Here is a 13233-nt window from a genome sequence, read left to right on the forward strand (position 1 = left end):
CCAAGGGAGAACCACGCAGCGGAGGGTTGATCACCGTGCATATCGCCGACATCACCATGTTCTACGCCCCGGCCAGCGGCGGCGTGCGCACTTATCTGGACGCCAAACACCGCCGGTTGAGCGTCAAACCCGGCATTCGCCACAGCCTGTTGATTCCCGGTGCCCACTTCGGCGAACACGACGGCATTTACACGGTTCCCGCCCCCGCCCTGCCCTTCGGCAAAGGTTATCGCTTCCCTCTACGACTCGCACCTTGGCGAAATGTCCTGCAAGGTTTGCAGCCCGATCTGATCGAAGTCGGCGATCCTTACCTGACCGCCTGGGCGGCACTGGATGCCCGGCGGCAGCTGGATGTGCCGGTGATCGGCTTTTATCACTCGGACTTGCCGCTGCTGGTCGGCAATCGCATGGGCCATTGGGTCACGCCGAATATCGAGGCGTATGTCACCAAGCTGTACGGCAACTTCGACCGGGTGCTCGCACCCAGTCAGGTCATGGCCGACAAACTCACTGGCCTCGGTGTGCGCAATGTCTTCGTGCAACCGCTGGGCGTCGATCTGCACACCTTTCACCCCGCTGCCCGCAACCCGCAACTGCGTGCCGAACTGGGCATCGCCGAAGATACCCGGCTGCTGATTTTTGCCGGGCGCGGCTCGAAAGAGAAAAACCTGCCAGTGCTGCTCAAATGCATGCAACGCCTGGGGCCGCGCTATCACTTGTTGTTGGTCGGTTCGTCGATGCCGGCCGTGGTGCCGGACAACGTCAGCGTGATCAATGAGTTCTGCCCGGCGCCACGCGTTGCGCAGTTGATGGCCAGTGCGGATGCATTGCTGCATGCCGGTGATCAGGAAACCTTTGGTCTGGTGATCCTCGAAGCCATGGCCTGCGGCATTCCCGTAGTGGCAGTGGCCGCCGGGGCTTTCGAAGAGATCGTCAATGAGTCCTGCGGCCTGCTCTGCGCACCGAATAACCCGCAGGCGATGGCCAATGCCGTGCGTGAATTGTTCAGTCGCGGCTGTATGAAACTCGGCGCACAGGCGCGCCAGCATGTCGAAACACACTATGCGTGGGACACGGTGGTCGACAGCCTGTTGGGCCACTATCACGCCGTTCTCGGGCATACACTGCCACGGGTGGCCAATGGTTGAATCGATGAATAACCCCGCCGTCTTGTTGGTGCTGCACGACGTGGCACCGTCGACGTGGGCGGATTACCAGCCGTTTGTCGAGGCCGTCGCCACATTGGGCAACGTGCCGATGACGTGGCTGGTCGTGCCGGACTTCCACCGGCACAACGCCCTCGACGCTCACCCGGCGTTTTGTCGGATGCTCGGTGAGCGTGTCGCCCGTGGCGATGAGTTGGCGTTGCATGGTTACTTCCACGATGACCAAGAACCCGGCCCGACAACCCCGCGCGACTGGTTCATGCGCCGGGTCTACACCCATGAAGGCGAGTTCTATCGTTTGTCCCGCGAGTCCGCCCTCGCCCGCCTGCGCGCCGGCATCGAAGTGTTCCAACGCCACGACTGGCCACTGCACGGTTTCGTTGCCCCGGCATGGTTGATGAGCGACGGCACCCGCCAAGCCCTGCGCGAATTGCCCCTGAGTTACACCAGTGATCCGCAGCATCTTTATCGTTTGCCGGATTTCACCGCGATTGATGCCCCGGGTCTGGTCTGGAGCGCCCGCAGCGGCTGGCGCCGAGGCCTGTCGAAGCTTGTCAGCGATCAACGCCAACAGCGCTGGCGGCAGGCGCCGGTGATTCGGCTAGGCTTGCACCCTGTGGACATGCGCCACCGCTTTTCCCGCGATTACTGGCTGCACACTCTTGAACAACTGCTGGCGGAAGGACGCGTACCGATGACTAAAATCGACTGGCTGGCGCAACAGCGCAGGCAATTGGAGCGCGCCGCATGAGTCGCGGCATTCTGTTGCTGATCGGCCTGCTCGCGGCGGTGCTGATTCCGGTTGTGCTCGGCGGCAGCGAAACCTGGGCGCGCCTGCAAAGCTTTCCGCTGCACTGGCTGTTGGTGATGTTCGGCATGATCCTGCTGTGCTGGGGCATCAATACCCTGCGTTTACGCTTGTTGCTCGGCGATCAGTGCGATCGCGTCACGCCGATGAACAGTCTTGGCGTGGTCATGGCCGCCGAATTCGCCTATTGCGCGACACCCGGTGGCAGCGGCGGGCCATTGACCATCATGGCCTTGCTGGCGCGCAGCGGCGTACGCCCGGCGCGCGGCAGTGCGGTGTTTGCCATGGATCAGCTCAGCGATTTGCTGTTCTTTCTCTGTGCCCTCAGCGGCATCCTGATTTATGCGTTGTTTCAACACCTCAGCGATCGGCTGGAGTGGCTGCTGATGGTCAGCGCCGTTTCGTTGTTCGGTGGCTTGTTCAGTTGTGTATTGCTCGCGCGTTATCACCGCGCATTGATTCGCCTGAGCGGGCGCCTGTTAGCCCGGATGAACGTCGAGGCCAGCACCCGACGCCGCTGGGCGCGCAAGTTGCTGCACTTTCTCGCCGCGTTCACCGATACGCTGAAGTTGCCCTGGCAGACGCTGAGCAAAGTCTTCGCCCTGACATGTGTGCATTGGCTGCTGCGTTACAGCGTGTTGTATCTGGCTTTGCGCGGCCTCGGCGCAGACTTGCAATGGGCCTGGAGCTTTCTGGTGCAGATGCTGTCGCTGGGCGCCGGGCAATTCAGCCTGCTGCCGGGCGGTGCGGGGGCGGCAGAGCTGACTTCGGCGGCGCTGTTGGCGCCGATGGTGGGTAAATCCACCGCAGCGGCGGCAATTCTGATTTGGCGGGTGGTGACGTTTTACTTCTATCTGGTGGTCGGTGGCCCGGTGTTTCTGTTGATGCTGGGTCGGCCTTTGCTAAGGAAAATCATGAAAGTGCGTCAAGCTTAAAGATCGCCGGGTTCATCGTCCGACTCTGGCTTCACCTGCTCCCACAACTCGGCAGCGCCGGGAAACTCGGTGCCATCCTCCGGGCTCATATCGTCGGGATCATATCGGCTCAAACAGCCCTCGCCCAAAGTCGCCGGCGCTTTGGAAGTGGCTTTGTCCAGTGGATCACTCATGAAGGTTTCCTCGGGGCTGAAATGACAAAGGGTCTGGGCGATTGAACGCCCAGACCCTTCGTTTTTCAAGCCTGCGTGATTTGAATCAGAACACCACAGTCTTGTTACCGTGCACCAGCACGCGATCTTCAAGGTGATAACGCAGACCGCGCGCCAACACCATCTTCTCGACGTCACGGCCGAAACGCACCATGTCTTCGATGCTGTCACTGTGGCTGACGCGGACCACGTCCTGCTCGATGATCGGGCCGGCGTCCAGCTCTTCGGTCACGTAGTGGCAGGTCGCGCCGATCAGCTTCACGCCACGCAGGGAAGCCTGGTGGTACGGCTTGGCGCCGACGAACGACGGCAGGAAGCTGTGGTGAATGTTGATGACCTTGTGCGCGTATTCGCGGCACATGTCCGGCGGCAGGATTTGCATGTAACGCGCCAGCACCACCACTTCGGCGTCGTGCTGTTTGACCAGGCGCGATACTTCGTCGAAGGCCGGTTGCTTGTCCTGCGGGTTGACCGGGACGTGGTAATAAGGAATGCCGTGCCACTCGACCATGCTGCGCAGGTCGTCGTGATTGGAAATCACGCAGGAGATCTCGCAGTCCAGTTCATCGCTGTGCCAGCGGTGCAGCAAGTCGGCGAGGCAGTGAGACTCGCGGCTGGCCATCAGCACAACGCGTTTTTTCTGCTCGGTGTCGGTGATGCGCCAGTCCATCGAGAACTCTTCGGCGATCGGCGCAAACTTCTCGCGCAGCACTTCAATACCGAAAGGCAGCGAATCGGCACGAATTTCGTGACGCATAAAGAACCAGCCCACTTGATTGTCCGAGTGGTGGCTCGCTTCGGTGATCCAGCCGTTATGGGCTGCCAGAAAATTACTGACTTTGGCAACAATGCCAACGCGGTCCGGGCAAGAAATCACCAGCCGAAAAGTGCGCATGAGGGGGAAACTCCAGAACTTCGCAAAGGCCGCTATTCTAGCGGCTGCGCAGGAAAACTGCAGTATTGATCAGCACGCACCCGCGCCAGGCCCCGCCCTACGAATGCTTGATGGAGTCATCGTCGCCTGGGGCTGATCCTGCGGCAACGTTTGATCAGACAACTGTGAATATCTGTGATGACTCGATCACACTATTTAACTGAATATTCAATAGAGGGCAGTTTCTCGTAACTAATTTAAATAAAAACCCCGGTTAAATGTTTACTTGATGAAACAGCCTGACTATTATTGCGGCACTGTGTCCCTGTCATCCCGCACTCTACTAAGGTAGTAATCATGTCCTTGATCAACGAATATCGCGCCACCGAAGAAGCTATCAAAGAGCTACAAGCCCGTTTGAAGAACCTGTCGCAAGACGACAAACTGCAAGCCGAGCTGGAATTCGAAGGCAAACTGCGCACCCTGATGGGCGAATACTCCAAATCCCTGCGTGACATCATCGCGCTGCTGGACCCAGAAGCAAAAACCAAAGCAGTACGCGGCGGCGCAGTAAAAACTACCGGCACCAAGCGTGCTCGCAAAGTTAAACAATACAAAAACCCGCACAACGGTGAAGTCATCGAAACCAAAGGTGGCAATCACAAAACGCTGAAAGAGTGGAAAGCCAAGTGGGGCGGTGACGTGGTTGAAGGCTGGGCTACCCTGCTGGGCTAAGCCGCAACGCCTTCGCAGAGCGATCAGCGAAAAAAATAAACGCCAGCGAATGCTGGCGTTTTTTTATGCCCGGCATTTAAGCCCGGTCATGTTCGATTTCAAAGATTCAAACGTTTGCGCAATGCCTGGACATAATTCTGCCATTCATTGAGCACCTCACTCTGCATCGGCGTGGCATTAACCGCCCACTGCTCTGCCGCTTCTGTAAAAGACTTCAAGGTATTCGGCGCGCCCCATTCAGGTGCGGACAAACGCTGCTGACAAAATATTCTCCAGCGCTCTTGCTCTTCGAAATTCAACGTCTGGGGAAAGTTGCGTGCGCGATATCGAAAGAGTAATTCGGGCAAACGTTCGTCATCGAAAGGCCATTGCTCTTGCGCTAGTTGTGCGGGGTCGGCGCTCCTCACTTGCTCACATAGACGCCGGTCGCGGTCGCCGATAAATCCGTCGTACAACTGTTGTTCCGGATCCTCGCTCGGCGTGAAATCTTCACTGACATAAATCTCGGCAACTTTATCTTTCCAAACTTGTTGTGCGTCAGTTAGCCGCAGTGCTCGCTGTTGATAGAGGGCCATGTCCAACCCCAGCCGTTGCTGATCCTGCACGCGCAGAACCGAAAGCGGCGCCACCACCGGGCAACGGTTGATGTGAATCAGCTTGAGCGGCACCGGCAACTCGCCTTCCAGCAAATCATCGCGGCGCGTGTACAAACGCTGGCGTAGCGTTTGCGCGTCCAGATCGAGCAACCCCTGCGGGTCAAGGTGCAGGTCGCAGACGATCAGGGCATTCCGGTTTTTCGGGTGCCAGGCCAGCGGCAGCACCACGCCGACATAACTGCGCGCTGCCGAGAAACGCCCGGAAATATGCACCAGCGGCTGCAACAGGCGAATCTGATCCATGACCTTTTGCTTGCTGCGCAACTGGAACAGCCAGTCATACAGTTTTGGCTGTTTTTCGCGGATCAACCGCGCCAGTGCGATGGTCGCGCGTACGTCTGACAACGCTTCATGGGCATGCCCGTGATCAATATTGTTCGCGACCGTCAGGCGTTCGAGCTTTAGGGTCACCCGGCCTTCGTCGTCGGTCGGCCAGACCAGGCCGTCAGGACGCAACGCATAGGCGGCGCGTACCACATCGATCAGATCCCAGCGACTGTTGCCACCCTGCCACTCCCGGGCGTAAGGGTCGAAGAAATTGCGATACAGGCTGTAGCGGGTCATCTCGTCGTCGAAACGCAGTGTGTTGTAGCCGGCGCCACAGGTCCCGGGGGCCGCCAGCTGGGCATGCACCCGCGTCATGAAGTCAGCTTCGCTCAAACCCTTTTCGGCGAGCTGACTCGGGGTGATGCCGGTGATCGCGCAGGCCGCCGGATGCGGCAGAATGTCTTCGCTGGGCTGGCAGTAGAGATTGACCGGCTCGTCGATCTCGTTGAGGTCGTGGTCGGTGCGAATCCCGGCCACCTGCAACGGCCGATCGTTACGCGGATTGATGCCAGTGGTTTCGTAGTCGTACCAGAAGATTGAAGTCACGGGCGGTTCCTGAACTGAAGATCGGCGAAGTCTAGGCGCTCGACGGCCGTCGCGGCCAGCCTTGAAACATTCAAACACCTTGCAGCTATCGCTGTGCAATACATAGTTATGTCGTTTTCCCCCGAGAGGCTGCTAGCATCGGCCTCACTCGCACCCCGAACAGGCGAACATCAGGTAGCCCATGCTCGAGCCCACAGCACCGCCAAGGAAAGCACCGCTGGCCCCGCCGCTGGATACGCGGCATCAGGTCGAAACGCCGGAAGGCATCGACCTGCCGTTGCGTCCCGCCGGGTTGATGGTCAGGGCCGTAGCGTTTGCGGTCGATCTGGTTATTCGCGGCGTGATCATGGGTGTGCTGTTCATCGCCCTGGCGTTTCTCGGCAAGCTCGGCATGGGTCTTGGTTCGCTGCTGCTGTTTGCGATCAGTTGGTGGTACATGGTGCTGTTCGAAGTGCTGCGTCAGGGCCGCTCGCCGGGTAAACAGTGGATGGGCCTGCGCGTGGTGCACGACGACGGCACACCGATCGGCTGGTCGGCCTCGCTGCTGCGCAACCTGCTGCGCTTTGTCGATCTGCTGCCCTTCGGCTACTTTCTCGGCACCCTCAGTTGCCTGCAACACCCGACCTTCAAACGCCTCGGTGACATGGCTGCCGGTACGCTGGTGATCTACAGCGAACGCCCGCTCAGCCGTCCACAATTGCCGGACGCCGAACCGCGGCGCTCACCCGTGCAACTCACCCTCAGCGAACAACGCGCCGTGCTTGGCTTCGCCGAGCGCCAGGGAGAGTTATCGCCAGCGCGGGTCAATGAACTGGCGGCCCTGCTCGCCCAGCCCCTGCATATTTCTGCGCCCAAGGCTGTCGCTGAACTCAACGGCATCGCTCGCGGCTTGTTGGGCCCGACATGAAGCAAAGCCTTTTCGAAAGTCGCCACAAGGACGAATGGGAGCGTTTTGCCCTGGCCCTCGAACGCCTTGAACAGGGCAAGGACACCTCACAAGTCGCCGGTTTCCCCAAGGCTTATCGCACGCTTTGCCAGCATCTCGCGCTGGCACAGGAGCGCGGCTACAGCAGTTTCCTCATTGATTCCTTGCAACAACAAGTGCTGCGCGGGCATCAACAGCTATACCGCCACCGCAGTCGGCTCGGCGCCAATCTGCTGAGTTTCATCCTCGCCGACTTTCCACGCCTGGTGCGCGCCGAATGGCCCTTTGTACTGGTGGCCAGCCTGCTGTTCTTTGGCAGCCTGATTGGCTTCGGCATGCTGGTGTATGTGTTTCCCGAACTGGTCTACAACCTGATCCCCGCCGATCAGGTGCGCGAAATGCAGGGCATGTACGACCCGGTCGCCGGCCACCTCGGGCGCCCCGCCGAACGCGCGGCCAGCGAAGACTGGGTGATGTTCGGTTACTACGTGATGCACAACATCGGCATCGCCTTTCAGACCTTTGCCAGCGGTTTGCTGATGGGCGTGGGCAGTGCGTTCTTTCTGTTCTACAACGGCATGGTCATCGGCGCGGTGGCCGGGCACCTGAGCGAGATCGGTTTCGGCCAGACCTTCTGGTCATTCGTCATCGCCCACGGCGCCTTTGAACTCACCGCCATTGCCCTCGCCGGCGCGGCCGGCCTGGAACTCGGCTGGGCGTTGATCGCACCCGCACGTCTGACCCGCAGCGAAGCACTGAAACAGGCGGCGCGCAAAAGTGTGCTGCTGGTGTGCGGCGTGATGTTGTTCCTGCTGATTGCCGCGTTTATCGAAGCCTATTGGTCGTCAAAAACCAGCGTCGCCCCGCACATCAAATACTGGGTCGGTGGCGGTCTGTGGATTTTCGTGGCGAGCTATCTGCTGTTCGCCGGAAGGACCCGCCATGCGCCTGAGTGACGCAACGGTGGTTATCCGACCGCGCACGACCTGGGAAGCCATGGACCTCGGTGTGCTCATGAGTCAGCAGCATCGGCGCTTGTTGATGACCAGTTGGGCGATCATCACCCTGCCGCTGTTCACGCTGCTGAGCCTGTTGCTGTGGGATTCGCCGTCGCTGGCGGTGTTTATCTTCTGGTGGCTGAAACCGGCGTATGAACGCCTGCCGCTGTACATCCTGTCCAAAACCCTGTTTGGCGAAACGCCAACGCTCGGGCAAGCCCTGCGCGAATGGCCACGTCTGCTCAAACCGCAACTGCTGGCCAGTCTCACCTGGCGGCGCCTGAGTCTGAGCCGCAGTTTCCTGCTACCCGTGGTGCAACTCGAAGGGCTGGACGGCAACGCAAGACAACAACGCTTGCAGGTGCTGCTGCAGCGCAATGCCGGCGCGGCGCAATGGCTGACCATTATTGGCGTACACCTGGAAACGGCGCTGTGGATCGGCCTGATGGTGGTGTTCTACCTGTTGTTGCCGCAGCAGATCGAAACCGATTGGGACTGGCAGTCGCTGATCCTTGCGGCGGATCACGACTGGCGCTGGCTCGAGCACCTGACCAATGCCTTTTATGCGCTGGTGCTGGTGGTGTGGGAACCGGTTTACGTGGCCTGCGGTTTCAGCCTCTATCTGAACCGGCGCACGCAACTGGAGGCGTGGGACATTGAACTGGTGTTCCGCCGCTTGCGCCAACGCCTCAACAGCAGCGTGCTCGGCGTCTTGCTGGCGGTGTGCCTGCTGCTGCCGAATGTGCCCCCGGTCTGGGCGGCCGAACCCGACAGCAGCCCGGATACCCCGCGTTTATTGAATCAGCCGCTGACCAGTCAGGCCTCACGCGAGAGCATCAAGGCACTGCTCGAACATCCGCCGTTCAAGAACAAGGAGTCCGTCACCCGTTACCGTTTTGGCGACGACCCGGCCGACCCGGCCAGATCCGCGCAACCGGGTGAAGCGCCGACCTGGCTGAAAACCTTGCTCGACTGGCTGAACGCACGCCACTTCAATGCCTTGGCCACCTTGATTGAAGTGTTGTTGTGGAGCGCATTGATTGCCGGACTTGGCTGGTTGATCTGGCGCTATCGCGATCTCCTGCAAGCCTTCGTCAGCCGCCGCCCGACGCTGCCCGCCCGGGCCAAGAGGCCGCTGCCGCAGCGAGTTTTCGGTCTGGATCTGAACCGCGACACCCTGCCCGCCGACATCGCCGCCCAAGCCGAACAGCTTTGGTCGAGGCAACCACGGGCGGCGCTGAGCTTGCTCTATCGTGGACTTCTCAGTCATTTGCTGCATGACTTCGATCTGCCACTGAAACCCGCCGACACGGAAAATCAGGTCCTGCTGCGGATCGAACAATTGCAACATCCGGAACTCCTCGCCTTCAGCCGCAACCTGACCGCGCATTGGCAAAACATGGCTTACGGGCATCGCGTACCGGCGGCACATCTGCAACAACAGTTGTGCGATGGCTGGCGTGCCTTGTTCGGCCCCGGTGCCTCCCGTTGAGCCGGCGCACACTGTGGTGGGTCGGCGCGTTGATCATCACGCTGGCGGGTGCGTTGAGCGTTTTTCTGTACCTCACTGCCAAGCCTTATCAGCAAGACATCGATCACGGGCCTTCACCGGCGGCGCAGGCCAATCCGTATCTGGCGGCGGAAATGTTTTTGCGTGAGCGCGGCCTCAATGTCAGCCATGCCGAAAATCTGGCTGTGCTGTCGGGTATCGATCCGCGCGGGCATACGTTGCTGCTGTTCGGCGAACGTTCGCGGATGACGCCGCGTCAGGTCGATCAGGTACTGAACTGGACGCGAGCCGGCGGGCGACTGGTGTTCGTCGCCGAGTCGATCTGGGATGAGCAGACCAGACAAAGCAACGACCTGCTGCTGGATCGGGTGCAACTGCATCAGTCCTTGAGCAAGGATCTCAAGGATCCGCCCGCTGACCTTGAGCAAGACCCTTACCCCAAGTTGACCAAACTGTATCTGGAGGACGAAGACGCACCGGCCTACGCCGGATTCGACACCGACTTTCACCTCGACGACCCGAAAAACCTTGCGCAAGCCTGGGCCAACAGCGCCAGGGCCACGCACATGATGCAACTGCCCTACAGCCTCGGTTCGATCACCGTGGTCACCGATGCCGAGCTGTGGAAAACCACGGCGATCAGCGACTACGACAACGCCTGGCTGCTCTGGTATCTGAGTGCAGATACCGATGTCACGCTGATCTACAACACCGAACACGATGACCTGCTGACGCTGCTCTGGCGCTACTTCCCGCAAGCCATCGTCGCCCTGCTCGCGTTGATCGGCCTGTGGTTGTGGCAGGCCAGCGTCCGCCATGGCCCGCTTCAGGCACCGGCCCCGAGTGGGCGTCGACGGTTACAGGAGCACCTGCGTGCGAGTGCCGATTTCATACTGCGCCACAACGGTCAGCAGAGGCTGTTGCAGGCTCTGCAACAGGACGTTTTACGCCGCGCACGGCGCCGCCATCCCGGTTTCGATCAATTGAACGTTGCCGAACAATGGCTGGCGTTGTCGCGCCTGACCCGGCAACCCACCCGCGCCATCAGCCAGGCCCTGAGCCCGGTGCCGGACAAGCGCCTGTCGAGCGCTGAATTCAGCCGCCAGGTCGCCCACCTGCAAACCTTGAGGAACACGCTATGACTGAACAGATCGAGCCCGGCAGCGCCAGCCACGCCGCCCAGCAACGCCAGCGTGCCAGTCAACTGGCGCAGGCGGTGCGCAGCGAATTGCACAAAGCCGTGATCGGTCAGAGCGCGGTGATCGACGACGTGCTCACCGCGCTGATTGCCGGCGGTCACGTGTTGCTCGAGGGCGTTCCCGGGCTGGGCAAAACGTTGCTGGTGCGCGCGCTGGCGCGCTGCTTCGGCGGCGAGTTCGCGCGTATTCAGTTCACCCCCGACCTGATGCCCAGCGACGTCACCGGCCACGCCGTGTATGACCTGCAGACCGAACAGTTCAAGCTGCGCAAAGGCCCGTTGTTCACCAACCTTTTGCTGGCCGACGAGATCAACCGCGCCCCGGCAAAAACCCAGGCGGCGTTGCTTGAAGCGATGCAGGAACGTCAGGTCACGCTTGAGGGACGAGCCTTGCCGATCGCTCAGCCGTTCATGGTGCTGGCGACGCAGAACCCGATCGAACAGGAAGGCACTTATCCGCTGCCGGAAGCCGAACTCGACCGCTTCATGCTCAAGGTGCGCATGGATTACCCGGATGCCGAGCAGGAGTTGAACATGGTGCGTCAGGTCAGCCGCTCGACCCGCGCCGACATGCTCGACGTGCAACCGCTGCGCACCGTGTTGCAAGCCAAGGACGTGCAGGCGTTGCAACGCATCGCCAGTGATTTGCCGCTCGACGATCAGGTGCTCGATTACGCCGTGCGTCTGGCGCGCAGCACCCGCACCTGGCCGGGGCTGACGCTGGGTGCAGGCCCCAGAGCCTCGATTGCGCTGGTGCGGTGTGCCCGTGCCCGGGCGTTGCTGCGCGGCGGCGAGTTCGTGATTCCCGACGACATCAAGGGTTGCGCGCTGGCGGTGCTGCGCCACCGGGTGCGCATTGCCCCGGAGCTGGACATCGAAGGGTTACAAGTCGATCAGGTGCTCCAGCAATTGCTCGACCAGATTCCGGCGCCACGCTTGTGAGATTTGTAATGAGGCCAAAAGATCGCAGCCTTCGGCAGCGCCTACAGGGGATTGCGTCGCCATGAAACCTTCGCGTCTGCTGCTGATCTGGCTGGTTATGCTGCTGGCCATCGGCATCGTGCTGGGCACTTTGCAGGCATTGCAGATCGACATCCCGGCCAGTCTGCTGTCGATCAACTGGGGTTTGTTGCTGGCCCTGTTGGCACTGGCGACGCTCGATGCGCTGCGTCTCAGGCGACTGCCTGCCGTGCGGGTCAAACGACAGATGCCCGGCAGTCTCGCGCTTGGGCGCTGGGGCGATGTGCAGCTCAAGGTTGCACACGACTTTGCCGCACCGCTGCACATTCGGATTTTTGACTACGTCCCCGATGGCCTGAGCTTCGAAAACCTGCCGCTGGACGTCGAATTGCAGCCCGGCCAGAACAGCCAGATCAGCTACCGCGTGCGCCCGCTCAAACGCGGCCATTTCAGTTTCGCTCATTGCGAAGTGAACCTGCCGAGCCCGCTGGGATTATGGTCAGGTAAACGCGTGCTCGAGGTGATCGACAGCACCCGCGTCTACCCGGATTTCGCCCGCCTCTATGGCGGTGAACTGTTGGCCGTGGACAACTGGCTCAGCCAGCTAGGCGTGCGCCAGCGGCAACGACGTGGCCAGGGTCTGGAGTTTCATCAGTTAAGAGAATTCCGCGAAGGCGACAGCCTGCGCCAGATCGACTGGAAAGCCACCGCCCGCCAACGCACGCCGATTGCCCGCGAGTATCAGGACGAGCGCGATCAGCAGATCATCTTCCTGCTCGATGGCGGCCGACGCATGCGCAGTCAGGACGATGAGCTGTCGCATTTCGACCACGCGCTCAATGCCTGTCTGTTGCTCAGTTACGTGGCACTGCGCCAGGGCGATGCTGTTGGCCTGAGTACGTTTGCCAGTGATCAACCGCGCTACCTCGCGCCGGTCAAGGGCAGCGGCCAACTGAACGTGCTGCTCAACGCGGTGTACGACCTCGACAGCAGCCAGCGCCCCGCCGATTACCAGGCGGCCATCAACCAGTTACTGGCCCGACAAAAACGCCGGGCGCTGGTGGTGTTGGTGACCAATCTTCGCGACGAAGACGATGACCAATTGCTGGGGGCCGTCAAACGTCTGAGCCAGCAGCACCGCGTGCTGCTGGCGAGCCTGCGCGAAACAACCCTGGACACGTTGCGCCATGTGCCAGTGCAGACTTTGCCGGAGGCGCTGGCCTACTGCGGGACAGTGAGTTACCTGAATGAACGGGCCGAACTCCATGAGCGTTTGCACGCCCATGGCGTGCCGGTGGTGGATGTTCGGCCCGCCGAACTGGGGGCCGAACTGGTGACGCAGTATCTGAGCTGGAAAAGAAGCGGCGTGCTGTAAGGTTTCGC

At 60.7% G+C, this 13233-nt stretch carries 13 protein-coding genes; 10 read left to right on the forward strand and 3 right to left on the reverse strand.

What is annotated here, in order from left to right; all coding sequences use genetic code 11:
* Positions 1–56: 56 nt before the first annotated feature.
* The 3 genes from P3G59_RS22555 to P3G59_RS22565 are packed head-to-tail and all read left to right on the forward strand — an operon-like array spanning position 57 to position 2909.
* A complete protein-coding gene (locus tag P3G59_RS22555; RefSeq protein WP_277762194.1) occupies positions 57–1148 on the forward strand; it encodes a glycosyltransferase family 1 protein in 1092 nt (363 codons plus the stop codon).
* A complete protein-coding gene (locus P3G59_RS22560) occupies positions 1141–1917 on the forward strand; it encodes a DUF2334 domain-containing protein (RefSeq protein WP_277759017.1) in 777 nt (258 codons plus the stop codon). Before P3G59_RS22555 ends, P3G59_RS22560 begins: the two co-directional genes overlap by 8 nt.
* Positions 1914–2909, forward strand: coding sequence for a lysylphosphatidylglycerol synthase transmembrane domain-containing protein (locus P3G59_RS22565; protein ID WP_277759018.1), 996 nt, complete (start codon positions 1914–1916; stop codon positions 2907–2909). The genes P3G59_RS22560 and P3G59_RS22565 overlap by 4 nt, the downstream gene beginning before the upstream one ends.
* Here P3G59_RS22565 and P3G59_RS22570 read toward each other — a convergent pair.
* Positions 2906–3082: a hypothetical protein gene (locus P3G59_RS22570; RefSeq protein ID WP_277759019.1), complete on the reverse strand. Its 177-nt coding sequence runs from the start codon at positions 3080–3082 to the stop codon at positions 2906–2908. The genes P3G59_RS22565 and P3G59_RS22570 overlap by 4 nt on opposite strands.
* Before the next feature lie 85 nt (positions 3083–3167).
* Positions 3168–4016, reverse strand: a complete 849-nt coding sequence (gene purU / locus P3G59_RS22575) for a formyltetrahydrofolate deformylase (protein ID WP_007912774.1) — start codon at positions 4014–4016, stop codon at positions 3168–3170.
* A 336-nt stretch (positions 4017–4352) separates the two neighbouring features.
* On the opposite strand from purU, the gene mvaT reads away from it, so the two are divergent.
* Entirely contained in the window at positions 4353–4730 is a 378-nt protein-coding gene (mvaT, locus tag P3G59_RS22580; RefSeq protein WP_007912775.1) for a histone-like nucleoid-structuring protein MvaT, read from the forward strand.
* A gap of 98 nt (positions 4731–4828) precedes the next feature.
* Here the strand turns inward: mvaT and sbcB are convergent, their stop codons facing one another.
* Complete coding sequence (gene sbcB / locus P3G59_RS22585; protein ID WP_277759020.1) at positions 4829–6259, reverse strand: exodeoxyribonuclease I; 1431 nt, start codon at positions 6257–6259, stop codon at positions 4829–4831.
* Positions 6260–6440: 181 nt separating this feature from the next.
* On the opposite strand from sbcB, the gene P3G59_RS22590 reads away from it, so the two are divergent.
* The 6 genes from P3G59_RS22590 to P3G59_RS22615 all read left to right on the forward strand — a co-directional run bounded on the left by P3G59_RS22590 (position 6441) and on the right by P3G59_RS22615 (position 13225).
* Positions 6441–7166: an RDD family protein gene (locus P3G59_RS22590; protein ID WP_277759021.1), complete on the forward strand. Its 726-nt coding sequence runs from the start codon at positions 6441–6443 to the stop codon at positions 7164–7166.
* Positions 7163–8140 (forward strand): stage II sporulation protein M, encoded by a 978-nt coding sequence (locus tag P3G59_RS22595; protein ID WP_277759022.1) that lies wholly within the window; start codon positions 7163–7165, stop codon positions 8138–8140. The genes P3G59_RS22590 and P3G59_RS22595 overlap by 4 nt, the downstream gene beginning before the upstream one ends.
* Positions 8127–9674 carry a DUF4129 domain-containing protein gene (locus tag P3G59_RS22600; protein WP_277759023.1) on the forward strand — a complete coding sequence of 516 codons (1548 nt, stop codon included), beginning with the start codon at positions 8127–8129 and terminating at the stop codon, positions 9672–9674. The genes P3G59_RS22595 and P3G59_RS22600 overlap by 14 nt, the downstream gene beginning before the upstream one ends.
* Complete coding sequence (locus tag P3G59_RS22605) at positions 9671–10834, forward strand: DUF4350 domain-containing protein (RefSeq protein ID WP_277759024.1); 1164 nt, start codon at positions 9671–9673, stop codon at positions 10832–10834. Before P3G59_RS22600 ends, P3G59_RS22605 begins: the two co-directional genes overlap by 4 nt.
* On the forward strand, positions 10831–11832 hold the full coding sequence (locus P3G59_RS22610) for a MoxR family ATPase (RefSeq protein ID WP_277759025.1): 1002 nt from the start codon (positions 10831–10833) through the stop codon (positions 11830–11832). Before P3G59_RS22605 ends, P3G59_RS22610 begins: the two co-directional genes overlap by 4 nt.
* A 61-nt stretch (positions 11833–11893) precedes the next feature.
* Positions 11894–13225 carry a DUF58 domain-containing protein gene (locus tag P3G59_RS22615; RefSeq protein ID WP_277759026.1) on the forward strand — a complete coding sequence of 444 codons (1332 nt, stop codon included), beginning with the start codon at positions 11894–11896 and terminating at the stop codon, positions 13223–13225.
* Positions 13226–13233: the final 8 nt, after the last annotated feature.

It is taken from the genome of Pseudomonas sp. A34-9 (assembly GCF_029543085.1).
Lineage (GTDB): Bacteria > Pseudomonadota > Gammaproteobacteria > Pseudomonadales > Pseudomonadaceae > Aquipseudomonas.

Coding starts and splice junctions, on each gene's coding strand:
- P3G59_RS22555 (WP_277762194.1), top strand. CDS start 57: ATGTTCTACGCCCCGGCCAGCGGCGGCGTGCGCACTTATCTGGACGCC.
- P3G59_RS22560 (WP_277759017.1), top strand. CDS start 1,141: ATGGTTGAATCGATGAATAACCCCGCCGTCTTGTTGGTGCTGCACGAC.
- P3G59_RS22565 (WP_277759018.1), top strand. CDS start 1,914: ATGAGTCGCGGCATTCTGTTGCTGATCGGCCTGCTCGCGGCGGTGCTG.
- P3G59_RS22570 (WP_277759019.1), bottom strand. CDS start 3,082: ATGAGTGATCCACTGGACAAAGCCACTTCCAAAGCGCCGGCGACTTTG.
- purU (WP_007912774.1), bottom strand. CDS start 4,016: ATGCGCACTTTTCGGCTGGTGATTTCTTGCCCGGACCGCGTTGGCATT.
- mvaT (WP_007912775.1), top strand. CDS start 4,353: ATGTCCTTGATCAACGAATATCGCGCCACCGAAGAAGCTATCAAAGAG.
- P3G59_RS22590 (WP_277759021.1), top strand. CDS start 6,441: ATGCTCGAGCCCACAGCACCGCCAAGGAAAGCACCGCTGGCCCCGCCG.
- P3G59_RS22595 (WP_277759022.1), top strand. CDS start 7,163: ATGAAGCAAAGCCTTTTCGAAAGTCGCCACAAGGACGAATGGGAGCGT.
- P3G59_RS22600 (WP_277759023.1), top strand. CDS start 8,127: ATGCGCCTGAGTGACGCAACGGTGGTTATCCGACCGCGCACGACCTGG.
- P3G59_RS22610 (WP_277759025.1), top strand. CDS start 10,831: ATGACTGAACAGATCGAGCCCGGCAGCGCCAGCCACGCCGCCCAGCAA.
- P3G59_RS22615 (WP_277759026.1), top strand. CDS start 11,894: ATGAAACCTTCGCGTCTGCTGCTGATCTGGCTGGTTATGCTGCTGGCC.